24 protein-coding genes and 1 other annotated feature are annotated in these 23539 nt (G+C 41.8%); of the genes, 6 read left to right on the forward strand and 18 right to left on the reverse strand.

The annotated features are described in order from the left end of the window. Positions 1 to 78: 78 nt before the first annotated feature. Positions 79 to 1449 carry a magnesium transporter gene (mgtE, locus tag FQV28_RS09540; protein ID WP_146495903.1) on the reverse strand — a complete coding sequence of 457 codons (1371 nt, stop codon included), beginning with the start codon at positions 1447 to 1449 and terminating at the stop codon, positions 79 to 81. Between the two features lie 101 nt (positions 1450 to 1550). On the opposite strand from mgtE, the gene prpE reads away from it, so the two are divergent. Next, complete coding sequence (gene prpE, locus FQV28_RS09545; RefSeq protein ID WP_146495905.1) at positions 1551 to 2288, forward strand: bis(5'-nucleosyl)-tetraphosphatase PrpE; 738 nt, start codon at positions 1551 to 1553, stop codon at positions 2286 to 2288. Here the strand turns inward: prpE and FQV28_RS09550 are convergent. Genes FQV28_RS09550 through yjbM form a run of 3 tightly spaced genes read right to left on the reverse strand, consistent with a single transcriptional unit; the run spans position 2285 to position 4646 of the window. Next, positions 2285 to 3160, reverse strand: coding sequence for an RluA family pseudouridine synthase (locus FQV28_RS09550; protein WP_146495907.1), 876 nt, complete (start codon positions 3158 to 3160; stop codon positions 2285 to 2287). The two genes, prpE and FQV28_RS09550, sit on opposite strands and share 4 nt — an antisense overlap. Before the next feature lie 11 nt (positions 3161 to 3171). Next, complete coding sequence (locus FQV28_RS09555; protein WP_146495909.1) at positions 3172 to 3972, reverse strand: NAD kinase; 801 nt, start codon at positions 3970 to 3972, stop codon at positions 3172 to 3174. Then, positions 3969 to 4646: a GTP diphosphokinase gene (gene yjbM, locus FQV28_RS09560; RefSeq protein WP_146495911.1), complete on the reverse strand. Its 678-nt coding sequence runs from the start codon at positions 4644 to 4646 to the stop codon at positions 3969 to 3971. Before yjbM ends, FQV28_RS09555 begins: the two co-directional genes overlap by 4 nt. Positions 4647 to 4881: 235 nt before the next feature. Between yjbM and FQV28_RS09565 the strand changes: the two genes are divergently transcribed. From FQV28_RS09565 to FQV28_RS09575, 3 genes are all read left to right on the forward strand, one after another. Continuing rightward, a complete protein-coding gene (locus tag FQV28_RS09565) occupies positions 4882 to 5463 on the forward strand; it encodes a CYTH domain-containing protein (RefSeq protein WP_146495913.1) in 582 nt (193 codons plus the stop codon). Positions 5464 to 5587: 124 nt separating this feature from the next. Beyond that, positions 5588 to 5986 (forward strand): globin domain-containing protein, encoded by a 399-nt coding sequence (locus FQV28_RS09570; protein ID WP_146495916.1) that lies wholly within the window; start codon positions 5588 to 5590, stop codon positions 5984 to 5986. Next, positions 5983 to 6780, forward strand: a complete 798-nt coding sequence (locus FQV28_RS09575; protein WP_146495918.1) for a ClpXP adapter SpxH family protein — start codon at positions 5983 to 5985, stop codon at positions 6778 to 6780. The genes FQV28_RS09570 and FQV28_RS09575 overlap by 4 nt, the downstream gene beginning before the upstream one ends. Positions 6781 to 7182: 402 nt before the next feature. Here the strand turns inward: FQV28_RS09575 and pepF are convergent, their stop codons facing one another. The 10 genes from pepF to FQV28_RS09625 form a co-directional block, all read right to left on the reverse strand. Continuing rightward, positions 7183 to 8991: an oligoendopeptidase F gene (gene pepF / locus FQV28_RS09580; protein ID WP_146495920.1), complete on the reverse strand. Its 1809-nt coding sequence runs from the start codon at positions 8989 to 8991 to the stop codon at positions 7183 to 7185. Between the two features lie 60 nt (positions 8992 to 9051). Beyond that, complete coding sequence (locus FQV28_RS09585) at positions 9052 to 10185, reverse strand: competence protein CoiA (RefSeq protein WP_222433259.1); 1134 nt, start codon at positions 10183 to 10185, stop codon at positions 9052 to 9054. A gap of 26 nt (positions 10186 to 10211) precedes the next feature. Then, positions 10212 to 10868 (reverse strand): adaptor protein MecA, encoded by a 657-nt coding sequence (mecA, locus tag FQV28_RS09590; protein WP_146495924.1) that lies wholly within the window; start codon positions 10866 to 10868, stop codon positions 10212 to 10214. A 248-nt stretch (positions 10869 to 11116) separates the two neighbouring features. Continuing rightward, on the reverse strand, positions 11117 to 11512 hold the full coding sequence (gene spxA, locus FQV28_RS09595) for a transcriptional regulator SpxA (RefSeq protein WP_181313694.1): 396 nt from the start codon (positions 11510 to 11512) through the stop codon (positions 11117 to 11119). Positions 11513 to 11883: 371 nt separating this feature from the next. Next, complete coding sequence (locus FQV28_RS09600) at positions 11884 to 13086, reverse strand: putative glycoside hydrolase (protein ID WP_146495926.1); 1203 nt, start codon at positions 13084 to 13086, stop codon at positions 11884 to 11886. A 103-nt stretch (positions 13087 to 13189) separates the two neighbouring features. Further along, positions 13190 to 14128 (reverse strand): ABC transporter ATP-binding protein, encoded by a 939-nt coding sequence (locus FQV28_RS09605; RefSeq protein ID WP_146495928.1) that lies wholly within the window; start codon positions 14126 to 14128, stop codon positions 13190 to 13192. Continuing rightward, positions 14128 to 15183, reverse strand: coding sequence for an ABC transporter ATP-binding protein (locus FQV28_RS09610; RefSeq protein WP_146495930.1), 1056 nt, complete (start codon positions 15181 to 15183; stop codon positions 14128 to 14130). Before FQV28_RS09610 ends, FQV28_RS09605 begins: the two co-directional genes overlap by 1 nt. 15 nt (positions 15184 to 15198) lie before the next feature. Then, a complete protein-coding gene (opp3C, locus tag FQV28_RS09615) occupies positions 15199 to 16218 on the reverse strand; it encodes an oligopeptide ABC transporter permease (protein WP_146495932.1) in 1020 nt (339 codons plus the stop codon). Then, positions 16218 to 17153, reverse strand: a complete 936-nt coding sequence (gene opp3b / locus FQV28_RS09620) for an oligopeptide ABC transporter permease (protein WP_146495934.1) — start codon at positions 17151 to 17153, stop codon at positions 16218 to 16220. Before opp3b ends, opp3C begins: the two co-directional genes overlap by 1 nt. A gap of 191 nt (positions 17154 to 17344) precedes the next feature. Beyond that, on the reverse strand, positions 17345 to 19051 hold the full coding sequence (locus FQV28_RS09625; protein ID WP_146495936.1) for a peptide ABC transporter substrate-binding protein: 1707 nt from the start codon (positions 19049 to 19051) through the stop codon (positions 17345 to 17347). A 245-nt stretch (positions 19052 to 19296) separates the two neighbouring features. Here FQV28_RS09625 and FQV28_RS09630 point away from each other — a divergent pair, with 245 nt between their 5' ends. Both FQV28_RS09630 and trpS read left to right on the forward strand, forming a co-directional pair. After that, positions 19297 to 19638, forward strand: a complete 342-nt coding sequence (locus FQV28_RS09630) for a DUF3899 domain-containing protein (protein ID WP_146495938.1) — start codon at positions 19297 to 19299, stop codon at positions 19636 to 19638. Between the two features lie 42 nt (positions 19639 to 19680). Further along, positions 19681 to 19893 (forward strand) — a binding site (T-box leader). Positions 19894 to 19937: 44 nt separating this feature from the next. Beyond that, a complete protein-coding gene (gene trpS / locus FQV28_RS09635; protein WP_146495940.1) occupies positions 19938 to 20927 on the forward strand; it encodes a tryptophan--tRNA ligase in 990 nt (329 codons plus the stop codon). 105 nt (positions 20928 to 21032) lie between these two features. Here the strand turns inward: trpS and FQV28_RS19470 are convergent, their stop codons facing one another. Genes FQV28_RS19470 through FQV28_RS09645 form a run of 4 tightly spaced genes read right to left on the reverse strand, consistent with a single transcriptional unit; the run spans position 21033 to position 23427 of the window. Then, the gene (locus FQV28_RS19470) at positions 21033 to 21176 is read right to left on the reverse strand and encodes a hypothetical protein (protein WP_255472869.1); all 144 of its coding nucleotides are present in this window, start codon (positions 21174 to 21176) and stop codon (positions 21033 to 21035) included. A gap of 12 nt (positions 21177 to 21188) precedes the next feature. Further along, complete coding sequence (locus tag FQV28_RS19475) at positions 21189 to 21401, reverse strand: hypothetical protein (protein WP_255472870.1); 213 nt, start codon at positions 21399 to 21401, stop codon at positions 21189 to 21191. Between the two features lie 24 nt (positions 21402 to 21425). Continuing rightward, positions 21426 to 21794: an ABC transporter substrate-binding protein gene (locus FQV28_RS19480; protein ID WP_255472871.1), complete on the reverse strand. Its 369-nt coding sequence runs from the start codon at positions 21792 to 21794 to the stop codon at positions 21426 to 21428. After that, positions 21718 to 23427 carry a peptide ABC transporter substrate-binding protein gene (locus FQV28_RS09645; RefSeq protein WP_146495958.1) on the reverse strand — a complete coding sequence of 570 codons (1710 nt, stop codon included), beginning with the start codon at positions 23425 to 23427 and terminating at the stop codon, positions 21718 to 21720. The genes FQV28_RS19480 and FQV28_RS09645 overlap by 77 nt, the downstream gene beginning before the upstream one ends. Between the last annotated feature and the right edge of the window lie 112 nt (positions 23428 to 23539).

A 23539-nucleotide genomic window follows, 5' to 3' on the forward strand; every position in this document is an offset into this window, starting at 1 on the left:
CCTGCACTATTATTATCTCAATTTATTACCTGGTGCTAATATTACCTTATAAAAAAGAAAAGTGCAATTCGCACTTTTCTAGAGCTGGCTTAAAAATGTGGTCGCTAAGCCAAGATAAATCAAAATTGAAATGATGTCATTTAAAGTCGTGATGAAAGGTCCCGAAGCGACAGCTGGATCAATTTTCATCCGGTGAATCAACAACGGGATAAAAGAACCGGCAAGCGTCGCCACAAAAATAGACCCCATGACAGCTGTGCCGACCAACACACCGATCAGCAATTCGCCTTTCCAGAAGTAAACGAGGCCAATGACCACTATTCCACAAACTACACCCGTGATCAATCCCGTTCCGGCTTCTCTCAACAGCAGTTTGACCTTGCTTTCCTCTTCAATATCTCCTGTAGCAATACCGCGGACTGCTACGGCGAGTGCTTGTGTACCGCTATTTCCGGCCATGCCGGCAATAAGCGGGATAAAAACCGCAAGCAGCGCCACTTGATCCAACGTTGCTTCAAAAAGCCCCATCAAATTAGCAGTAAGCATACCCAGGAATGTCAATAAAATCAGCCAAGGCAATCGTTTTTTCGCAGCAGTGAAGGGTCCTTTATCAAAGTTGTCCATATCAGTGACCCCAGCAAGTTTGGAATAGTCATCAGATGCTTCTTCATCCAAAACGTCAATAATATCATCGACCGTGATGATGCCCAGCAAATGATTTTGGAAATCCACAACCGGCATTGCCAAGAAATCATAATCTTTGATCATCCGGGCAACTTCTTCCTGGTCTTCTCCAACCGAAACACTAACAACTCGTTCACTCATGATGGCAGAAATGAGCGTGTCTTCATCTGCGATGATTAAATCACGCAATGTGACAATCCCTGTCAATTTGCGCTCGCCGTCAATAACAAAAACATAATAAATAGTTTCTGCATTTGGCGCAGCATTTCTCAGGATGTTCATAGCTGATCGAACAGTGGAATTTTGTGGGATAGCCACAAATTCTGTCGTCATAATAGATCCGGCTGTATATTCTTCGTAATGCAGTAAGTCTTTTATTTGTCTGGCAGACTCTTTATCCATGATCGACAAATAAGTGGCCACTTGTTCTTTGTTAAGGTTATTAAGAACGTCCACTGCATCGTCTGTCGACATATTCGAAAGCATATCGGCAGCGTATATCGAATTGAGTTCTTTAAAAAACTCTTCGTATTCTTCATCGTCCAGATCAATGGCCGCAAAAATGAGGGCCATTTCCTTCGGAGAGAGATACTGATACAGCAGTTCGCGCATTTCCGGTTCGGCTTTTTCATAAAATACAGCTTGATCGTATGGATGGTATGATAAAAACTCTTCCCTGAACGCTTCAACTTCCCCGCGTTCTAATAACTCCATCAACAGTTCTTCGTTCAATTCTTCATCGCGTACTGTTTTTTCTTCAATCATGTATGCTCCCTCCTTTCAAGTGTTTAACTTCCTGCTTTTGTATTCTATACGTTACACTATGTCTATGTACAGAGGCAATTTTGATCTATGAGGTGATTCGATTGAAATACGACATCATTGGCGATATTCATGGGTGTTATGCCGAACTTCTCGAGCTTCTCCACGTACTAGGCTATGAAAAAAGGAAAGGCCAATTTGTCCATCAGGAAGGGCGCCAGCTTGTTTTTGTCGGCGACGCAATGGATCGGGGACCTGACTCGCTTGCCGTACTGCGTTTATTGTTTTCAATGCAAGATAACCGCACCCTCTATTATTGCCCCGGCAATCATTGCAATAAACTTTATCGTTTTTTTAAAGGCAACCGCGTCCAATTAACCCATGGGTTAGAAACGACAATCAATGAATGGCACCGCTTGCCCAAAAAAGAACAACAGCAATTCCGCTCCCGCTATTTGCGGTTTTATGAAGAATTGCCCCTATACCTGGAATTTGAAGGCGGCCTGGTTGTCGCCCATGCTGGCATCAAAGATGACATGATAGGTAAGCCTATCAGCAAAAACATTGCCGCTTTTGTGCTATATGGCGATACAACTGGAAAAGTCGATGCATTCGGCCGTCCAGTCAGAAGAGATTGGGCACAATCCTATAAAGGGGACAAATGGATTGTTTATGGACATACACCTACAGAAGAACCATATATCCTAAACAATACTGCAAACATTGACACCGGCTGCGTGTTCGGCGGCTCCCTTACTGCATTCCGGTATCCTGAGAAAACGATTGCTGCCGTCCCTTCCTTTCAACCATATCAGCCCGACCGCTTCCATAAATTCACTTAAAGCAGCTTTGCCATATCCCCATTCAACGGTGAAGCAAAGCTCAACAGCTTTCCGGTCGTCGGATGGATCAGTTCCAATTCACCGCAATGAAGCGCTTGGCGGGCTATCAGATCCCGCTTGCCGCCGTAAAGATCATCACCGAGCAGCGGGTGGCCGATATGGGAAAGATGAACCCTGATTTGGTGGGTCCGGCCAGTGTTAAGCTGGAGTTTCACATGCGAATAGCCATCAAAATGGCGCAATACCTGCACTTGCGTTTCTGCAAATTGGCCGTCTTGGCGCACTTCTCTTTCAATGATGCTGGTGCTTTTTCTGCCGATCGGTTCTGTAATGACAAGTTCCGTTTTCTCTAGCTGGCCATGGACAAGCGCTTGATACCGCCGTTTCATCTTTTTTTCCTGCTGCTGCATGGAAAGCATATGATGAATATGGCGGTTTTTTGCGATACACACAAGACCCGAAGTATCACGGTCAAGGCGCGTGGCGATATGAAGGGTTGCGGGAATGCCCTGGTCTTCAAAATACTTCGCCACAATATTGGCAAGGCTTCCTGTCGGATGTTCACGCGACGGAATCGTATTTTGGACCGGCGGCTTATCGATGATCAGCAAGGCTTCATCTTCATACACGACCTTTAGCGGCCCTTCCTCTGCAATCAATCCCTCTCCACGTTCTTCGTTCGGAAAAATAACGGTCACGGCATCATCTTTTTCCAAGACATGCCGGACCGTTACTTCCTTGCCGTTCACTAAAATTCGGCCGCCGCTATACTTGACAGATGCCAGCGTCCGCTTGGAAATCCCCCAGCCGCTTAATGCTTCCCGAAGGAGTATGGAATCCGCGGCGACATAAGTTAATTGAAATGGTTTCATTTTTTCCACCTTTATTTATCGTTGTCAATGAAAGAATCATGGACCCGTTTCCAAAACGGGAACGCACGGAAGCGAGCGAATCGGACTTTTTCATCAGCTACTCTATACTCAATCGATTTAACATCTTTATGAAGCAACTGGATATGGTCGATTGTCACCATAAAATCAGGTGCTTTTACTGGGCGCAGCACGCATCGGTGATGAGCAGGCAAGACTAGCGGCGATCCCACTGTACGGAACACTCGATTATTAATGGACGCCATTTCGGTCAGCTGCATCGCCTGCAGGGACGGATGGATAATGGCCCCGCCTAAAGCTTTGTTGTAGGCCGTGCTTCCAGAAGGAGTTGACATGCATAAGCCGTCGCCTCTGAAACGTTCAAAATGGCTTTCATTCAAAAAGACATCCATAACAAGCGTCACTTCAGGAGACTTCACTGTAGATTCATTTAAAGCAAGATAAACGGCCGGCTTTTCGGAATTCTGGTAGTGGACACTCACTTCCACTAATGGATACTCAATAACTTCGTAATCTTTTTTGGCAATAGACAATACCAGCTTTTCGATCTCAATAGGCTTCCAATCTGCATAAAATCCGAGATGTCCGGTATGTATACCGACAAAAGCTACGGTATCCAACTGGTCTTTGTACTTATGGAAGGCATGAAGCAACGTTCCGTCCCCACCAATTGAAAGGACTACATCCGGCGCTTCTTCGTCCCATGCCATATCAAAATCTTCTAGATAAGCACGTGCTTTCGCCATTAAATCATTTGAAAGGTCATCAGTTCTGGATATGATAAAAAATTTCATTTGTTAGTTTGCTCCCCTTCCCTGTCAGTTGGAAAATGCTTCTTCGCCGATTCTTTGTATTCACTGAAATACGCCTGGGCTTCCTGGATTTCATCACGAATTTTCGACATTTCTGCATCCAGCTGAAATGCAGCTTCAGCTGCTCGCTGCAGCCGAAGCTTGATCTCTTCCGGAAAAACACCTTTATACTTGTAATTGAGCGAATGCTCGATTGATGCCCAGAAATTCATTGCCAATGTACGAATTTGGATTTCTACCAGAATCTGCTGTTCGCCATTAATGGTTTGCACGGGATATTCGACAATAACATGGTAAGAACGGTATCCGCTTTGCTTTTTCTGGGAGATATAATCTTTCTCTTCTACAATCCGAAGATCGTTCCGTTGCCGCAGCAGTCCAACCACGGTTTCAATATCGCTGACAAACTGGCACATCATCCGAATTCCTGCAATATCCTGAAGTTCATGGGCAAGTTTTTCTGAAGGTTCAAAGGGAATGCCTTTTTCAAGTGTTTTATCATAAATGCTTGCCAATGGCTTTACGCGGCCCGTGACAAATTCAATCGGCGAATTTGTGTTTTCAGTTTCAAATTGCCCGCGCATGCCTTTAAATTTTATCTTCAATTCATCTACCGCTTGTTTATATGGTGCTAAAAAACGATCCCATTGACCCATAGGTGGTCCTCCCCGCTTCTTTTTACGCTCGTGAAGCAAGTGCCTCATGAAAATTTCTGCTGCTTCGCAGCTGCCTGCCTTTACACACTCTTCGGCAAGCCTGTTTTTACTTCTATCAGTTTTTGCAAAGTATTCTCTTTTATAGCTGACGCTAGTAATATTTTAACACAGCTCTTGCATCGTTGCAGTTTGCCGAAAACTATCCGATAATAAAATTAACAGAGAGGTGTGTAAAATGACAAAAGAACTTGAAATCGAATTTAAAAATATGCTGACTCAGGAAAAATACGAAGAACTTCTATCTTTTTTTAAGTTTCAGCCAAGCAATGCTGTGACCCAAGAAAACCAGTATTTTGATACACGCGATTTTCAATTGAAAGAAAAGCGCTGCGCTCTTCGCATTCGGAAGAAATCGGACCGGTACGAATGCACACTGAAAATTCCGGCTCAAGAAGGAAATTTTGAGATCACAGATCTTTTGACTGCACAAGAAGCGCAAAACATCCAACACGCCGTTTCATTTGATGCCATTGAAGTGCTGCAAGCGCTAACTGAACAAGGTATTGACTGGAAAGCGCTTCGCCCCATCGGCACATTGGTCACTCACCGCATAGAATTCGAATATAATGGCGGCTTGCTGGTACTGGACCATTCACTTTACAATGGCCAAGAAGATTTCGAGGTTGAGTACGAAGTGACGGATGCAGCCGCTGGGCAGCAAAAATTCAACCGTTTTTTAACTGAACACGACATACCTGTCCATCCTGCAGATAAAAAAATTGCCCGTTTCATGAAAGCTGCTAAATCGCAATTTTAAACGTTTAATGATCGGAAATTTACAATATTTGCTGTTTTGCCTCTCATGGCTCAGTCGATTTGTTTGAGAAATTTCCTCTCCGTTGTTAGAATGAATTTACAGCTAAAGCAAAGGAGACACAATGATGACTGGAAAACCGATTATTCCGTACGAAGAAATTGGTGCGGAACGCCTGTCACAGTTAATCGATGCATTTTATGCTCGTGTGGCACAGCATCCAAAGCTGCAGCCGATCTTTCCTAACGACTTAACCGAAACCGCACGAAAACAAAAACAGTTTATGACACAATATTTAGGCGGACCTAATATATATTCAGAAGAACATGGGCATCCACGATTGAAAATGCGCCATCATCCATTCCCTGTCACTCCCGACCGTGCCCAAGCATGGCTAGAGTGTATGAGCGAAGCGATGGATGAAGTGGGTCTATCAGGCAAGTTTCGTGAGACCTTCTATAATCGCCTTGTTTTGACTGCGCACCATATGGTCAATGAACAAGATAGTGAGGAGGAACTGGAGTGAGCAATACAGAGTTTGTCCCGGAAACTCCTGAAAAATCGAGCACGCTCAAACCGTTGGAATTGTATATTTTCATGGACCCGCTCAATTCTCAGTGCTGGGAACTTCAATCCATTATACGCAAGTTACAAATCGAATATGGCCATTATTTTTCAATGCAAATTGTACTTAGCACCAAATTGGCTAATTTGAATTCCATCGGCAAAACGTCAATTATCGATATCGACAATCTTTCCCACCCGGTACTAGCTTCTGTGGCAGTAAAGGCTGCTGAACTTCAAGGAAAGCGGGCAGGAAACCGTTTTTTGCATAAGTTGCAGGAAAACTTATTGTTGAAGACAAAAGATGTAGCTTGTTATTCAGTTTTATTGGAAATTGCAGGAGAAGCGGAGCTGGACCAGGAAGAATTCAAACGTGACTTCCACTCGGTACATACAGCGAAAGCTTTTCAATGCGATCTGCAAATTACCCGTGAAATGGAAGTTAACGAAGTTCCAAGTATCGTGTTTTTCAATGAATGCATCGAAGACGAAGGTGTAAAAGTATCTGGTCTTTATCCTTATAACGTATACCAAACCATCTTGCAGGAAATGCTTGGCACTGAAAGCTTAAACAAGCAGAATCCGCCATCTATGGAGGAACTTTTTTCTAAATATTCTACTTTGGCAACAAGAGAAATAGCATCAATCTATAATATTTCCGAACAGACAGCAGAACGCGAATTAAAGAAACAAATGCTTCAGCAAAAATTAGAACGCATTTGTTTAGCTGACGATACATTATGGAAACTAAAATAACCTATCCGCCAATTGGCGGATAGGTTATTTTAGTTTCACAGCTTGCATAATTTTAATTTTAATTTTGAATCATTTAGGATTTCCCTTTAAAAAGGGCTGCACAAAAAATTCATAAAACTTTATTAATGAGAAAAGGCCCCTTCCACGTCCGGAAGGAGCCTTTTCTATTACACAAAGGGGATGGGAGAAATGTTCACGCTCAAACAAAGGGGTGTATGTTTGTATGTGATTTATTTCACAGTATAACCTTATCACGAAATAATAGTTAATACAATCTTTCACATACATTTTCACAAAATTGTCAAAATGAAAAGCTTTTTAAAATCAACTTATCCATTTTTATTATTTCAGAAAAACAAAAAAAGAAGAAGCGAAGGAATGCCGACGCTTCTTCTTCCCCAATTATTTTTTCAACAATAGTTTTTCCAATTCATTCAGCTTCTGTTCAAAGACCTGGCACGCTTCTTCAATTGGTCCAGAAGAAGTCATATCGACCCCTGCTTTTTTCAACACTTCAATTGGGTAATCCGAACTTCCTGCCTTCAGGAATTCGTTGATGTATCGATCGACCGCAGGCTGCCCTTCTTCCAAAATCCCCTTGCTCAATGCAGTTGCTGCACTAAACCCAGTCGCATATTGATAAACATAGTAATTATAGTAAAAATGCGGGATACGCGTCCATTCCAATCCGATTTCTTCGTCTACTGCCACATCTTCGCCAAAATACTTTTTGTTCAGCCCGTAGTAGACTTCTGTCAATCGGTCGGCTGTTAAGGCTTCCCCGTTTTGGTCCATCTGATGGATCAAATGTTCAAATTCTGCAAACATCGTTTGGCGGAATACGGTTCCTCTAAAACCGTCCAGCCAGTAATTCAAGAGATAAATGCGTTCCTGGTCATCCTCGGTTGTCTTGACCATATATTCGTTCAATAGCGCTTCGTTGCAGGTAGAAGCTACTTCCGCAACAAAAATAGAATAGTTTCCATAAACGAAAGGCTGGGAACTGCGTGTGTAATAGCTATGGACACTATGACCGAATTCATGGGCCAGCGTAAACAAATTGTTCACATTGTCTTGCCAGTTCATCAAAATGTATGGATTGGTTCCGTATGCACCTGAAGAGTATGCGCCGCTGCGCTTCCCTTTGTTTTCTTTCACATCCACCCAGCGATTGTTTATGCCAGTTTCAACAATGCCTGTATATTCTTCACCCAGAGCATCTAGTCCTTTAAGCACCAGATCAGTCGCTTTTTCGTAAGGAATCTCCATCTCCACCTCTTGGACAAGCGGTGTATACATATCGTACATATGGACTTTATCAACTCCTAACACTTCCTTGCGGAGCGCCGCATAGCGATGAAGCAAGTGCAGGTTGTCGTTTACCGTTTCAACCAAATTATCGTAAACAGTTTCTGGAATATGGTTATCTGCTAAAGCAGCTTGCCGGGCAGACTCAAATTTACGGATACGCGCGTTGACATTATCACGCTTAATGTTGCCGGAAAGTGTAGAAGCAAACGTATTGCGGAATTTTCCATATGTGTCATATACCGCTTTAAAAGCTGCTTCCCGGACGCGGCGGTCTTTGCTCTCTAACAATTTGCTATAGTTCCCGTGCGTGATTTGCACTTGTTCGCCTTTTTCATTTTCAATAGTTGGAAATTCTAAATCGGCGTTGTTCAGCATGCCAAACGTTTCTGAAGATGCACCGCCCACTTCCGCAAGCTGCGCCAACAAGGATTCCTGCTCGGCAGGCAGCACATGAGGCCGCATGGAGTTCAGTTCAGCCAATGCTTGCTTGTACAAACTCAAGCCTTCATGGCCCTCTATATAGCCGTTAAGCACCGATTCGTCCAGTTCCAAAATTTCCGGCGTTAAAAATGACAAGCCTGCCGAAATTCTTGCGTACAATGACTTCATGCGGCTATCCATCGCTTGATACTTTGAATTGGTTGTGTCTTGGTCATAGCGCATATGCGAGTATGTATAAAGTTTTTGAACACGCTCGTACAGTTCATCTCTATATACCAATACCTCGTACAATGCTTCTGCGCCTTCTTTTAACTTCCCTTGGTACGAAGCGGATTTTTCAGCCAGTTCGGCTACTTCTTTGAACTCTGCTTCCCACAGCTCATCCGTTGCAAAAATATCTTCTAATTTCCAAGTTAATTCAGTTGGAACTTCATTTCGTGTCAATGTTTTATTCGACATTCTATTTCCTCCTTTTTCCCTTTCTTTAGGGAATCGAACTACTTTATATTTTCTCAATTTTCATAAGGTTTTGCAATAAGAATCATATAAAAGATTCATGAAGCCAGCTTGTCCATTAGACTTCCCTTTTAACTTATCATACAAAGACAAGTATGACTCCAGAAGTGCCTCTGCTTCTTTGGCCGCAGCTCGATGATGAACCGGTATTTTTCCTGATTGAACCAAGGAAGTTACGGATATTCCTTTTTGGGTTGCTTCGATAGCTTGCATTTGCCACAACACCGAATTGCAAAAAATGATTTCAGCGTTCTTCACCGGAACACCAATTGCATCTGGCAATCTTCTGATATCCAGCTGCAATTCGTAGCAACTTCGCCAAAAAGGATTTTGCATTCTATTTTTAGCATAATACTGAGAAGATATGAATTTTTTTCGCGTTTGATAAAACAAACTATATATCGTTTCAAATTCCTTTTCTGTCACTCTTTTAGGAACCGCAAAAGGAAATCGCTGACGCGAAGCATCAAGAGACTTTACTTTTCCAATCCACTGTGTACCGCTAATAAAAATCAAATTGGAATAGTAATAGAAACGGTTTTCTTCTGGCGCGTACATAATAAGATAGGGACACTGCTGCTTTCGCTGCAACATTTCTTTTTTCCATTCAGCTAATTTCAACTGCTGGATGCCCTCTGCCAGCGGTTTTCCCAATCCCCCTATCCAAACAGAGGGCACACCCACTTGTGTGTATCCAAGAGACCTTGCGGCGATTTGAGCCGCTGGAATAGGACTGCATTGGAATTCAATGGCGGTATGCCGATCGACTAACAGGTCGGCCCTTTGGCGGATAGCAGGAAAATATTTTTCGAGTTCAACTGTGGAGGTTTTTGATGAGAAGAATTGATAAAGCAGGGTTTTTCCTTGAAGGTGTAAAGAGGATTCAGGTTCACTGTATGAGTCACAGTAAGAAAGGGTTTTATGCGCAAAGTGTGGAAGTTTAACTTCTCCAATTTTCAGGATGACAGGCGAACCGCATGTGGGACAAAAAAACTGCATGTTGCTTTTAACTGCCTTTAGCTCTTCTTTTATGTACGGCCGCGTCAAGTAAAACAAGTCACCGTCTTTTATAGCTGCCACTAAAATACAAATCACTCTCCTTTTTTCTATTGTAAAAAACCTCCAGCAAAAAGACAATAAAAAAAGACCTCCTAAAGGAGGCCTTATCCGAAATAATGGAGCACATTTGACAGTGCATCTTCTTTGAAAATCTCTTTTCCATACTCTTCTAATCGATGGATAGTAACAGGAGACATTTGCAAGTATTCAGTAAAGACGCTTACATTGTTCTTAACATCTTCATCCGAATGCAAAATTTCATCGAAGCTAGTATACAGATAGTATTTGTTCTCGAAGTGGTAAAGAGCTGTTTCAATCGGTACGTACATCAACCTACGAGCAATTGGCAACAATTCGTCTACTTCCGAAAACACGAATGTGTATTCCAATTTCTTAAAATCAGGTTCATCAAACACTGGTTCAAACTCATCAAATTCCGGCGCAACTGCATCTTCACTTGCAAACATTTTACGACGATCATCTATATCATCGGGCAAATCCAGTTTCTGCCCATCTTTCGTAAGTTGAGCTTTAGTTACCGTTACTTCAAGTCCTTTATCCATTGCTTGGACTTGAATCCAGAGAGGGCCTTCCATGACAAAGTCAGCTTCTTCGTTGACCTCATCCATCATTTCCCAGAAAAGCTCTTCACTTTTGTCTCTGTTAAACCAGATTTCATCACGACTAAACCCACGCTCTTCTACGTCTAGATAGGAAATGTAAAATTTCACTGTGTTGTCATTTATGCGTTCTATTTCCATTTTACACCTCTCCTTTCCTTTCGAATTGGACTAAGAGGATTTCCTCATAAGTCGTGCAATGTTGCTCTTCTCATTATATCGCCTTTAGGGTTTAAAGAAAAAGGTTCTGCTTGAAATCATCTTCTGCTTCAAGTATATAGTAGTTTAGTTTAATTCACAGATAATTGCAACAGCAATAAATATAGAAAAGCTGTCCTAAGATCCATTATGAGGTGCCATAAAGACCGGACAGCTTTTTAGCATATGTGTCAGTTTACCAAACGCTGTGCTTCAAGCAACTGGTATGCTCGTACTTTGCGTGGAAGGAAACGGCGAATTTCATCTTCGTTGTAACCAACTTGCAGCCGCTTTTCATCCATGATAATTGGACGGCGAAGCAATCCAGGATGCTCTTGAATCAATTCGTATAAACGTTGAAGCGGTAAACTTTCAACATCCACATTCAGTTTTTGGAAAATTTTCGAACGAGTCGAAATGATTTCGTCTGTTCCATCTTCTGTCATACGCAAAATTTCTTTAATTTCACTAATAGTTAATGGTTCAGAAAAAATATTGCGTTCTGTATATGGAATTTCATGTTCTTCCAACCATGCTTTAGCTTTTCGGCAAGAAGTACAGCTTGGTGAAGTAAATAAAGTTACCATCATAATTGAACACTTCCTTTCGAGTATCAAGAAAATACAAATTTATCTATTATCAAATTAGAATCAGTATAATCTAGAGGCTTTACATTCATTATACAATACTTATCGAAAAATAAATACACTATTGACAAAAAATTTAGAAATGCTATAGGGATTGTCACATTATCGTTAAATATCATTAACAAATGTTAGTATACTTTTTTTTACCCCGGACAATCCGCATTTAAACATATTTCTGTATTTTTTTATTCTCAATTACATTTTCTTCTTGAAAATTATTCTTATACTTATAGTACGTTTTTAAACCCATTTGGTTCCATAGAAAAAGAGCCCATTCGGTTGAATCGGCTCTTTTTCTTATGCTGGGACAATTAAGGGGTATAGTCTACGCCTTTTGAGTACGTATTGCCGGCATTCCACAGCAAATACTCATCAATTCCGTTGTCTTTAAGCGCTTTGATTTGTGCTTCCACTTCCGCTTTTCCATAGTTCATATAATTGCCGCTTCCAAGATATGAGGCGGTAAAATCTTGCAGCCACGGGCGCGAAGTTGGAGGGCTTTTCAGCTCACTCAGCTTTTTGTTTTCGACTTTTGCGTATTCCGAAACCAATTTATATGGTTCTAAGTCGGGTTTCGCAATACCGAAATATGATGTCCAATGGCTTGGATAAATCATTGAAGAGATAACGTCCACATTTTCCGAGATTTTCGAGAAGTTTTGTCCGATGCCAGGCGCTTCAGGCAGCGTCGCTGAATAACCAAAAATATCCACTGAAACTTCCACATCGTATGGTTTTAATTGCTCGCGTGCATATGCGACAAAATCAGTCACTGCTTCTACACGGCGCTGAACCGGATCAAGATTGGAATCTTCATAATCCCCCATTGAATATTCAAGTGTTTCTGCTCGCTTTTCAAACCCTTCAGGAAAACGAACATAATCAAATTGAATTTCCTTAAAACCGAGTTTTGCGGCCTCAATGGCGATTTGGACATTGTAATCCCATACTTCTTTTAAGAATGGATTTACAAACGAATCTCCGCTGTTGTTTTTCCATACCGAAGCTCCGTCCACAAACGACAGATCCGGCCTTTCTTTAGCAAGCACAGAATCTTTAAATACTACTACACGTGCTATTGGATAAATCTCTTTTTCCTCCAACACCTCAAGAATTTTTCGGGGGTCTTTCATAAACGGCTGGCCGATATCTAATTTAGCCAATTCGGAATCCTTTTTTGGTATATAGGTTAGATAACCAAGATCTTCTTTAATATCTATGACCATTGCATTTAGGTCAGTCGAATCCACTAAATCCACTAGCGTATCAAACCGCTCACCGCCTGCAGAATGAGCAGTAACAAAAATGCCGCGGACTGCATCAGGATACTCAAAAGAAAGGCCAGAGTCGTATTTGTACAGTTGTGAAACAGCCAGTAAGTTGGTGTCGATGCTTATAGCATCGTATGTACGGGGTGTAAAATCTGACGCCTCCCCTTCTGCTGCCAAAGCAGTAGGCATGCTCAGCATACTTAGAGCCAGTACGCCGGCAGTGGTCCATATGGTCCATTTCATGATGCCTTCATCCTCTCTAGTTTTCTCCTTTCATTTTAGCACTATTTTAATAGATTGAAACATATAAAAAGAAGCAATGCCAAATAAATGGCATTGCTTCTTTTTATATACGTGCTGAAGTTGCTTTTAACGATTCAAATTCACGTTCTGAACATTGCACAAAATGGCCAGGTGTAATTTCTCTCATACGCACATCTTCGCCTTCTGCATAATTATGGACTGCTGGATCGTACGATTTCCGTACCCGGTTGCGCTCATAATCTGGATCTGGCAGCGGAATCGCCGACAGCAAAGATTGAGTGTAAGGATGCATAGGATTTTTATACAAATCTTCTGCCGGGGCAAGTTCAACTAATTTCCCAAAGTACATAACACCAATGCGGTCAGAAATGTATTTAACCATTGATAAATCGTGCGCGATAAATAGATAGGTCAGCCCTTTTTCTTCTTGCAGTTCTTTTAGCAAGTTAACCACTTGAGCTTGGATCGACACATCAAGAGCAGAAATCGGCTCATCGGCAATGATGAAATCCGGATCAACTGCTAGAGCACGCGCAATCCCAAGACGCTGGCGCTGACCGCCCGAAAATTCGTGAGGGTAGCGGTTCGCGTGTTCTTTGTTCAATCCGACAGTTTCCAGCAAATCGAAAACCATTTGCTTTCGCTCCGCCGCATTTTTTGCCAAACCATGAATATCAATTCCTTCAGCAACAATATCCATGACTTTCATACGTGGGTTCAACGATGCATATGGATCTTGGAAAATCATCTGCATTTTGCGGTTGAATTTTTTCAAGTCCTTTTTAGACTTTTTGCCATGGACGTTTTCGCCTTCAAAAAACACATCTCCTGAAGTCGCGTCATACAAACGAATGATTGAGCGTCCAGTCGTCGACTTTCCGCAGCCTGATTCGCCAACCAACCCTAAGGTCTCACCTCTGTATATATCAAAACTGATATCGTCTACTGCACGCACTTCGTTTGCTTTTCCAACGTTGAAATGCTGTTTTAAATTTTTAATCTCCAGTAATTTTTCAGCCATTATACTCTGCTCCCTTCGTAATATCTGCTTCCTGGGAACTTTTTCATGCGCTCAATAACGGTTGCCGGCGGCTCTACTCGAGGCGCATCCGGATGCAAGAGCCATGTAGCTGCATAATGGGAATCGCTGACTTTAAAAAATGGAGGGTTTTGCTCCATATCGATTTGCATTGCATATTCGCTCCGAAGCGCAAATGCATCTCCTTTTGGCGGAGCAAGCAAATCTGGCGGTGTTCCTGGAATAGCATATAGTTTTTCATCAGCCGCATCCAAAGACGGCATCGAACTCAACAATCCCCATGTATATGGATGTTGAGGGTTGTAGAAGATTTCATCTACAGTACCGATTTCTACGATCTTCCCTCCATACATAACGGCCACACGGTCAGCTACGTTCGCAACTACACCAAGGTCATGAGTAATGAAAATGATCGACGTGTCAATTTTCTTCTGAAGGTCTTTCATGAGCTCCAGAATTTGTGCTTGGATTGTTACATCTAATGCTGTAGTCGGTTCATCAGCAATCAGGATTTGAGGATTGCACGCCAATGAGATTGCAATAACAATCCGCTGGCGCTGTCCGCCTGAAAACTGGTGAGGATATTGCTTCATCCGAAGTTCCGGTTTTGGCATACCTACTAAGCGCAACAAATCGATTGCCACTTTTTTCGCTTCAGCTTTGCTGATTTTTTGGTGTTTCAAAAGTGGTTCTGTCAACTGGCGGCCGATAGGCATTGTGGGATTTAAAGATGTCATTGGATCCTGGAAAATCATCGCAATTTCTTTTCCTCGAATTTTTTGCATTTCTTTATCCGACAGTTTCGTTAAGTCACGGCCACCAAACAGGATTTCCCCATTTTTAAATTCAGCAGAGTTCTCGGGCAGCAGGCGCATAATGGATTTCGTAGTAACCGATTTACCTGAACCCGACTCTCCTACAATTGCCAACGTTTCACCTTTATATAAATCAAAGTTAACTCCACGGATCGCTTTTACTTCACCAGCAAACGTGTTGAAGGAAAGCTCCAGATCTTTAACTTGTAGAATTTTCTCCATTTCAGTCTTTCCTCCTTAATCTTTCATCTTAGGATCAAGAGCATCACGAAGGCCATCACCGATCAAGTTGAAGGCAATCATGATTAAGCTCAAGACAACAGCCGGAATCGCAAGAATATGCGGTTGGTATTGAATCAACTTGTAACCATCGTTGATCAACGTACCAAGCGATGCGTCAGGTGCCTGTAATCCTAATCCAATGAAGCTTAAGAATGCTTCAAAGAAAATGGCGCTAGGAATCGTGAACATTGTGTTAATAATGATAATGCCAAGAACGTTCGGCATTAAATGCTTCCAAATAATGCGGCTGTCGCTCGCCCCTAGAGTTCTAGAAGCTAACACAAACTCCTGGCTCTTATATTTCAGCACTTGCCCACGCACTACCCGGGACATTCCAGTCCATCCGGTAATCGTCAAGGCGATAATGATCGCTAAAATACCAGGATCCATTATTAGGATAAAGAGAATTACGACAACAAGGTTTGGAATACCAGTAAGAATTTCAACAATACGCTGCATAATGTCATCCACGCGTCCGCCAAAATAACCGGAAATCCCTCCGTAAATTACCCCAATTATCATATCAATTGCTGCTGCCACAAAAGCAATGAACAAGGAAACTTGAGTCCCTTTCCAAACACGCGAAAACATATCGCGGCCAAGTCCATCTGTACCAAACCAATAGTTGACTTCAACTTTTTTCAGTTCATATAAATCAACTTCTTTACCGCCGAGTGTACCCACTCCATCAAAAATGCCTAAGTTTTCAATGACCGGGATTTTTGGCGGCAAATTCGCATGTGTAATTGTTTGAGCATTTGGCTCATAAGGGCTGATAACCGGCCCTAAGAAAGACATGATCACAATTAAAGCAAACAGCACTAAGCTGACAAGAGCTCCCTTATTTTTGCGGAGACGGTACCAGGCATCCTGCCAGAAGCTGACGCTCGGCTTTGAAATGCGTTCGGCTTGTTCTGCGCTGACAGTAATGCGTTCAAAAGAGCCTTTTGGTAATTTTTCGAGATTTTGAGTCATTAACTTTTACCTCCTGAAAGACGAATCCGAGGATCGATGATGCCGTATAAAATATCGACAATCAATATTACAACAATTAAGAATACCGAGAAGAAAATAGTTGTGCCCATAATAATTGAGAAGTCGTTAACCATGATGGATTTAACAAACTGTTCCCCAATTCCAGGGATGGCGAAAATCTGTTCAACTACTAGAGAACCGGTTAAAATACCAACCGCCATCGGTCCAAGAACCGTAATAAGAGGAATCAAAGCATTACGGAATGCGTGTTTGAACGCGATTTCCGAACCGCTTGCACCTTTTGCACGGGCAAGTGTTATATAATCGGAACCAAGTACTTCAATCATTTCCGTTCGAATAAAACGGGCTGCTGTCGCAAGCGGGAACATAGCAAGGGCAATGGATGGCAATACGCTCGACATAAAACCGTCTTTCCATAGCGCTACCGGGAACCACTCTAATTTTAAAGCAAAGAAATACTGGAGCATGGATGCAAAAACAAATGATGGAATTGATATTCCTACGATGGCCACCAAGGTGCTAGAATAATCCACCCAAGTATTCTGGCGCAACGCTGCAATCATTCCAAGCAAAACACCTAAAAAAGTACCTAAAAGCATCCCTTGGAAACCAATCTGCGCTGACGGCCCCATACGGCTCTGGATGACATCTGTAACGTTTGCGCCTTTGAATTGGTTGATGGATATACCCAAATCACCTTGCGCAAGACCGAACATATAGTCAAAATACTGAACCGGTAGAGGTTTATCAAGACCATATCTTGCTTCTACAACTGCCCTTTGTTCAGGAGATAATTTATCTGCGGAAGCGACGGGGGAACCTGGTAAAATCTTCATTAGGAAAAAAGTGAATGTTGCGATCAACGCTAAAGTGATAAACATATATATTAAGCGCTTACCAATATATCGTGCCATAATAGCACCTCCAAAAATGATTAGTTCTATTATACAAGCATTCTGTTTAATAAAACAGTTCCGCATGTTTTTTTCTCTAGTTAGCAGAAAATGTGTAATTTTCCGTGAATTTTCATACATTATAAAAGAGAGTATATGCACTTCAGCAGTGATATACTCTCTCTCTATTTTTTTACAGTGGCAAAGTTAAATTATTGTTTTCCAGAAATGTAAGCCCACTTGTAGCTGTAATCTCCACCGAATGGGTGAGTAACAATTCCTTGTACGTATGGTTTTTGAAGTGACATCAACCCACGCTGGTAAATTGGAGCGATTGCAGCTTCTTCAAGCAAAAGTTTTTCAGCTTGAGCCATTGCATCCCAACGAGCAGCTACATCTTGTGCAAGATCACCTTTTGCAGATTCAACTAATGCATCATATTCTGCATTAGAGTAAGACATTCTGTTTTGAGAAGAATCTGTTACGAACAAATCGATGAATGTCATCGGATCTTGATAGTCAGGACCCCATCCAGCAGTTTGGATTTCATAGTCTTGGTTTTGATCAAGTTCAAGACGTACTTGGAAAGGAACAGCCTTAAGTTCAACTGTCAAACCTTCAAGGTTTTCTTCTAATTGTGATTTCAAGTACTCATCCATGCTCTTAGCAGTTTCAGTGTCTCCACCAAGAAGTTCAAGCGTTACTTCTGATACGCCTTCTTCTTCTAAGCCTTGAGCCCATAGTTTCTTCGCTTCTTCAGCATTGAAAGAAAGTACGTCGCCATTTACTTCGCGGAAATCTGCTTTGTTTTCATCAAAAGTAAATTCAGTTGGCACTAAGTAGTTAGCAGGAAGTGATCCGTTTGCAAGAACTACATCTACCAAATCTTGTTTGTTGAATGCCATAGCAATGGCTTTACGGATATTAACGTTTGCAAGTGGAGTTTTTTCTCCGTTGCGTTCTTGGTTAAATTTCAAGTAGAAAACTGTTGGTTCTAATTCTTTTACTACTTCTTCGTTGTCAGCGTATTGCAATGCAAATTCGCCTGATAGTCCAGCACGGTCTTTTTCGCCAGAGTTGTAAAGGTTAACTGCAGTAGCAGGTTCTTTTACAACATCGACATTGATTGTTTCAAGTTGAACTGTTTCTGCGTCCCAGTACTCAGGGTTTTTCTCCATTGACCAAGTAAGGCCAGTGCCATCCCAGTTTGTAAGTTTGAATGGTCCGTTAGAAAGCAAGTTATCAGAGTTTGAAGCATAGTCGTCGCCTTTTTCAGTAACAAATTTCTCGTTTTGTGGCAAGAATGTACCGAATGACATCAATGAAAGGAAGTATGGAGTTGGACGCTCAAGAGTCACCTCTAAAGTTTTTTCGTCAACCGCTTTAACTCCTAGTTCTTCTTTTTCCATTTCGTCAGCTGCGATTTTTGCAGCGTTTTTGATTGTGCCGCCCATCATATAAGGACCGTAAGGAGATCCAGTTGCAGGATCGATCGCACGCTGCCAAGCGAATACGAAATCTTGAGCAGTTACAGGCTCGCCATTATCCCAGTTAGCGTCACGCAGTTTAAAAGTGTAAGTCAAGCCGTCTTCGCTGATTGTTGGTTCGCCTTCAGCTAGTGCTGGCTCAGCTACGTTTTCTTGGTTTAAACGGTAAAGGCCTTCGTTAACGTTGTTCAAGATATTAAATGCTACAGCGTCTTCAGCGATAGCCGAATCCATAGTTGGAATTTCAGCACTCTCGATCAAGTTCAATACTTGCTCTGCGTCTGGTTCGCCTGAAGCACCGCTTTCTGATGTTCCTTCTTCTGTTTCTGTAGTTGTTTCAGAGCTAGAATCTCCTCCGCCGCCGCAGGCAGCTAAGAAGGCACTAAGAACTAAAACTAGGCTAAGTAGCCAAAATAACTTGCTGTTCTTCACTTGATTGTCCCCCTTAAATTTTCTGAAAACTTGGTACACAGTTAATTATACATATTCTTTTTTTATTGTACAGTACTTTTTTGAAATCATAATCGCTATTGTAACAATAGTATGACAATCATGTTAAGTAAAAGTCGCGTGATTATGGGATTTATAAGCACTTGACTTTTTAAAAAAAATTAATGTTTTTTTTGATTTTTCCTAAAAATTCTTCTAAACTAGAAGGGAACTGAGGTGTATAAATAGTGAAAAAAACAATAATTGGAATAGTTGCCGTTCAACTCCTTATTTTTTTAACCATTCTTTTTAGAGCCGAAAATTTAACATTATTGTCCTATATTAATAACTCTTTTATTTATGGTGGCATTATAGTATTTATAGGCTTATGGATATTTGTTATACGAACAGGCGTTTTCGATATATTTACCATTAGCATGAGAAAAGTTTTTAAAGCCAAAAGTACTATTGAAGACGAAGAAATGCGGCCGCCTTCAGAACTCCTCGATTTTTCGAGTGCCCCTTTATTGATTATCGGATCCATCACACTGGCCGTAATGGGTTTAATGCTTGTAATTTACGAATTATAAACGTTGCGAAAAAAAACTTCTGTGTATTATAATAGCAAATATAATCAAGCGATGAGAAAGAAGAGTAAATGCAGTTCCTTCTATAAAGAGAGTCTGTGGCTGGTGGAAACAGATGAAGTGCTGCATTGAATGGGCTTTTGAGCTGAATGGGTGAACTTGCAGTAGCCGATTCCGTGTTCTTCACGTTACGAAGAAGAGTGGCCATAAATTGGCAACTAGGGTGGTACCGCGGAAAACACATCATTCGTCCCTTTTTTCTGGGATGTGTGCTGTGTTTTTTATTATGAGGAGGAATTTGGATGAAAAAAATTTTTTCAGGCGTCCAGCCTACCGGTACCGTTACACTCGGAAATTATATCGGCGCATTTAAACAATTTACGGAACTCCAAGACGAGTTTGACTGCATTTTTTGCATTGTGGACTTGCATGCAATTACGATGCCGCAAGACCGGCTCGAACTTAGAAAAACTATTAAATCACTTGCTGCTCTTTATCTTGCGGTGGGCATCGATCCGGAAAAAGCAACGTTATTCATTCAGTCCGAAGTTCCAGCCCATACCCAAGCCGGCTGGATGATGCAATGCATTTCAACAATTGGAGAACTTGAACGGATGACCCAGTATAAAGACAAATCCGCTAAAAACACTTCCGTTTCGTCTGGGTTGTTAACTTATCCGCCATTAATGGCTGCGGATATTCTTTTGTATCAAACAGACATAGTTCCTGTCGGGGACGACCAAAAACAGCACATTGAGCTGACGCGTGATCTAGCGGAGCGTTTTAATAAGAAATTCAATGATGTTTTGACTATTCCAGAAATCCGCGTTGCCAAAAATGGTGCTCGCATTATGTCTCTGCAAGATCCAACCAAAAAAATGAGCAAATCCGATTCCAATAAAAAAGGAGTCATTTCGCTGCTGGACGATTTGAAGACAATTGAAAAGAAAATCAAAAGCGCGGTTACAGATTCAGAAGGCATTGTGAAATTTGATCCAGAAAACAAACCTGGGGTTTCGAACCTGTTGACTATCGAGGCAGCTCTTACAAATACGACTATCAAAGAACTTGAGAAAAAATATGAAGGTTCTGGCTATGGAGATTTTAAAGCCGCTGTGGCTGTGGCCGTGACCGAACACCTTGCTCCGATCCAGGAACGCTATAAAGAGTTGCTGGACTCTGAAGAATTGGATCTTATTCTTGATAGAGGCGCTGAGAAAGCCAATGCTATTGCCAGTAAAACACTCAAAAAAATGGAAAATGCGATGGGCCTTGGCCGTAAGCGCAAATAAAAAAAGAGGCTGCATATTGCAGCCTCTTTTTTTATTGAATTATTTTTTCCGTCCCTCATCTATCGTTGTCACTAATCCAAAGAGTAAAGATTGGTTTGAAAAACTCTACTCTTTCCTTGAGATATACACCCACTTATAGCCGAATTGTCCGCCAAATGGATGCTTGACAACTCCTTTTACGTACGGTTTCTGAAGAACGGTGAAACCAAACTGGTAAACCGGCGCAACAGCAGCATCTTCTTCAATCAATATTCTTTCAGCTTATGCCATTGCATTCCAACGGACTGTTGGGTTTAATGCTAGATCAATCAAAGCATCAAACTCGCTATTAGAATAAGACATCCGATTTTGCAGGGAATCCGTCACAAACAAATCCAAGTATGTCATCGGGTCTTGGTAATCTGTCCTCCAAACAGCACTTTGCAGCTCATAGTCTTGAGCTTCATCCAATTCGAGGCGAACATTGAATGGCACGGACTTTCAATTAAAGGTTAAACTTTATAAACCCGCAATCATGTAAGGCTCATAAGACGAACCGGTTTCGTGATCGATTGCCCATTGCCAAGCAAAAACAAAATCATCTGCAGTTACTGGATTTCCATCATGCCAATTGGCTTTACGCAATTTAAATGTATAGACCAATCCGTCTTCACTTACTTCTGGTTCTCCTTGTGTAATGGCTGGTTCAGCAGTGTTTTCCTGATTCAGACGGAAAAGCCCTTCATTAACATTGATAAATATATCTACCCCAAAAAAAGAACCTGCAGCAATTGCAGGCTCTTGTATATCGTTATTGCTTCCCTGAAATATATGCCCACTTATATCCGTAATTCCCTCCGAACGGGTGAGAGACAATTCCCTGAACATATGGTTTTTGAAGTGACATATGGCCTCGCTGGTAGGTCGGAGCAATGGCAGCGTCTTCTTCAAGTAAAATTCTTTCTGCTTGAGCCATTGCATCCCAACGTGCAACTGGATCTTGTGCGAGTTCCCCTTTTGCAGATTCAATCAGCGCATCAAACTCTGCATTCGAGTAAGACATTTTGTTTTGAGGAGAATCTGTCGTAAACAAATCAAGAAATGTCATTGGGTCTTGATAATCCGGTCCCCATCCAGCGCTTTGTAAATCATAATCCTGAGCTTCATCCAGTTCTAACCGTACTGAGAAAGGAACTGCTTTAAGTTCAACTGTTAATCCTTCTAAATTTCCTTCTAACTGAGCTTTCATATATTCATCTGCGCTTTTTGCAGTTTCTGTATCTCCACCAAGCAGTTCCAAGGTCAGTTCCGTCAATCCTTCTTCTTCTAACCCTTGTGCCCATAATGTTTGGGCTTCTTCTGCGTTAAAAGCTAGCATGTCGCCATTCACTTCCCTGAAATCCGTTTGATTTTCATCAAAAGCAAACTCAGCTGGAACCAAGTAATTGGCAGGAAGCGAACCATCTGCAAGGACCACATCAGTCAAGTCTTGTTTGTTATAAGCCATTGCAAGAGCTTTCCGGATATTGGCATTTGCTAAGGGAGTTCTTTCTCCATTGCGCTCTTGGTTGAATTTCAAGTAGAACGTACTTGGATCGAGTTCCCTAACCACTTCAGGATCTTGCGCATATTGCATAGCGAATTCACCGGTCAAGCCAGCTCGGTCTTTTTCACCTGATGTATAAAGGTTAACTGCCGTGCTCGGTTCTTTTACTACGTCATAATTAATTTTATCAAGTTGCACCGTTTCAGCATCCCAATATTCCGGATTTTTCTCCAGTGACCATGTAAGGCCGGTGCCGTCCCAATCTGTCATCATAAAAGGACCGTTGTAGAGAATATTATCTGAATTCGTAGCATAATCGTCGCCTTTTTCCGTAACAAAGTCTTCTTTTTGCGGGAGGAAGGTACCGAATGACATTAAAGAGATAAAGTAAGGGACGGGACGTTCTAATGTAACCACCAATGTTTTGTCATCTATGGCTTCTACCCCCAGTTCTACTTTGTCCATATCACCTGCTGCAACTTCTGTAGCGTTCTTGATTGTTCCGCCCATCATATAAGGGCCATAAGGAGAACCTATTTCCGGATCCACAGCTTTTTGCCAAGCAAACACGAAATCATGGGCTGTAACCGGGCTGCCATCAGACCAGTTTGCATCACGCAACGTGAACGTGTACGTCAATCCGTCTTCGCTGATTTCCGGCTCGCTTTCAGCAATTGCTGGTTCTGCAACATTTTCTTGGTTCAAACGAAATAACCCTTCATTTACATTGTTTAAAATGTTAAACGCCACTTCGTCCTCAGCAATTGTCGAATCCATTGTTGGAATTTCTGCGCGTTCCATCAAATTCAATTCTTGGATTGCATCCGGTTCCCCTGTTGCCCCACCTCCCCCAGCTTCTTCTCCTCCGCTTTCTGCCGGCCCGGTAGTGGTATCGCCACTGCCGCTGCAAGCCACTAAAAAGACTCCAAACACCAAAACGAGGACAAGCAAAAGCATCATTCTGCCTTTCTTCACTTGTAAAACCTCCTATTTTTTTCAGAAAATTAAATCTACTTTCATTTTACCTCTTATAAGCCGGTATTAATAGTATTAATCCGCTAATATATTAATTTTATACTATTTATTT

This window comes from Planomicrobium sp. CPCC 101079 (assembly GCF_007859275.1).
Lineage (GTDB): Bacteria > Bacillota > Bacilli > Bacillales_A > Planococcaceae > Planococcus.

What these genes read in the sequence shown, in the direction of transcription:
- spxA (WP_181313694.1), bottom strand. Translation starts at nt 11,512, where the DNA reads ATGGTAACTTTATTTACTTCACCAAGCTGTACTTCTTGCCGAAAAGCT.
- FQV28_RS09550 (WP_146495907.1), bottom strand. Translation starts at nt 3,160, where the DNA reads ATGAAACCATTTCAATTAACTTATGTCGCCGCGGATTCCATACTCCTT.
- opp3C (WP_146495932.1), bottom strand. Translation starts at nt 16,218, where the DNA reads ATGACTCAAAATCTCGAAAAATTACCAAAAGGCTCTTTTGAACGCATT.
- FQV28_RS09570 (WP_146495916.1), top strand. Translation starts at nt 5,588, where the DNA reads ATGACTGGAAAACCGATTATTCCGTACGAAGAAATTGGTGCGGAACGC.
- mecA (WP_146495924.1), bottom strand. Translation starts at nt 10,868, where the DNA reads ATGGAAATAGAACGCATAAATGACAACACAGTGAAATTTTACATTTCC.
- FQV28_RS19480 (WP_255472871.1), bottom strand. Translation starts at nt 21,794, where the DNA reads ATGTTCAGGGAATTGTCTCTCACCCGTTCGGAGGGAATTACGGATATA.
- pepF (WP_146495920.1), bottom strand. Translation starts at nt 8,991, where the DNA reads ATGTCGAATAAAACATTGACACGAAATGAAGTTCCAACTGAATTAACT.
- FQV28_RS09605 (WP_146495928.1), bottom strand. Translation starts at nt 14,128, where the DNA reads ATGGCTGAAAAATTACTGGAGATTAAAAATTTAAAACAGCATTTCAAC.
- yjbM (WP_146495911.1), bottom strand. Translation starts at nt 4,646, where the DNA reads ATGGGTCAATGGGATCGTTTTTTAGCACCATATAAACAAGCGGTAGAT.
- FQV28_RS09600 (WP_146495926.1), bottom strand. Translation starts at nt 13,086, where the DNA reads ATGAAATGGACCATATGGACCACTGCCGGCGTACTGGCTCTAAGTATG.
- FQV28_RS09565 (WP_146495913.1), top strand. Translation starts at nt 4,882, where the DNA reads ATGACAAAAGAACTTGAAATCGAATTTAAAAATATGCTGACTCAGGAA.
- FQV28_RS09610 (WP_146495930.1), bottom strand. Translation starts at nt 15,183, where the DNA reads ATGGAGAAAATTCTACAAGTTAAAGATCTGGAGCTTTCCTTCAACACG.
- mgtE (WP_146495903.1), bottom strand. Translation starts at nt 1,449, where the DNA reads ATGATTGAAGAAAAAACAGTACGCGATGAAGAATTGAACGAAGAACTG.
- FQV28_RS09555 (WP_146495909.1), bottom strand. Translation starts at nt 3,972, where the DNA reads ATGAAATTTTTTATCATATCCAGAACTGATGACCTTTCAAATGATTTA.
- trpS (WP_146495940.1), top strand. Translation starts at nt 19,938, where the DNA reads ATGAAAAAAATTTTTTCAGGCGTCCAGCCTACCGGTACCGTTACACTC.
- opp3b (WP_146495934.1), bottom strand. Translation starts at nt 17,153, where the DNA reads ATGGCACGATATATTGGTAAGCGCTTAATATATATGTTTATCACTTTA.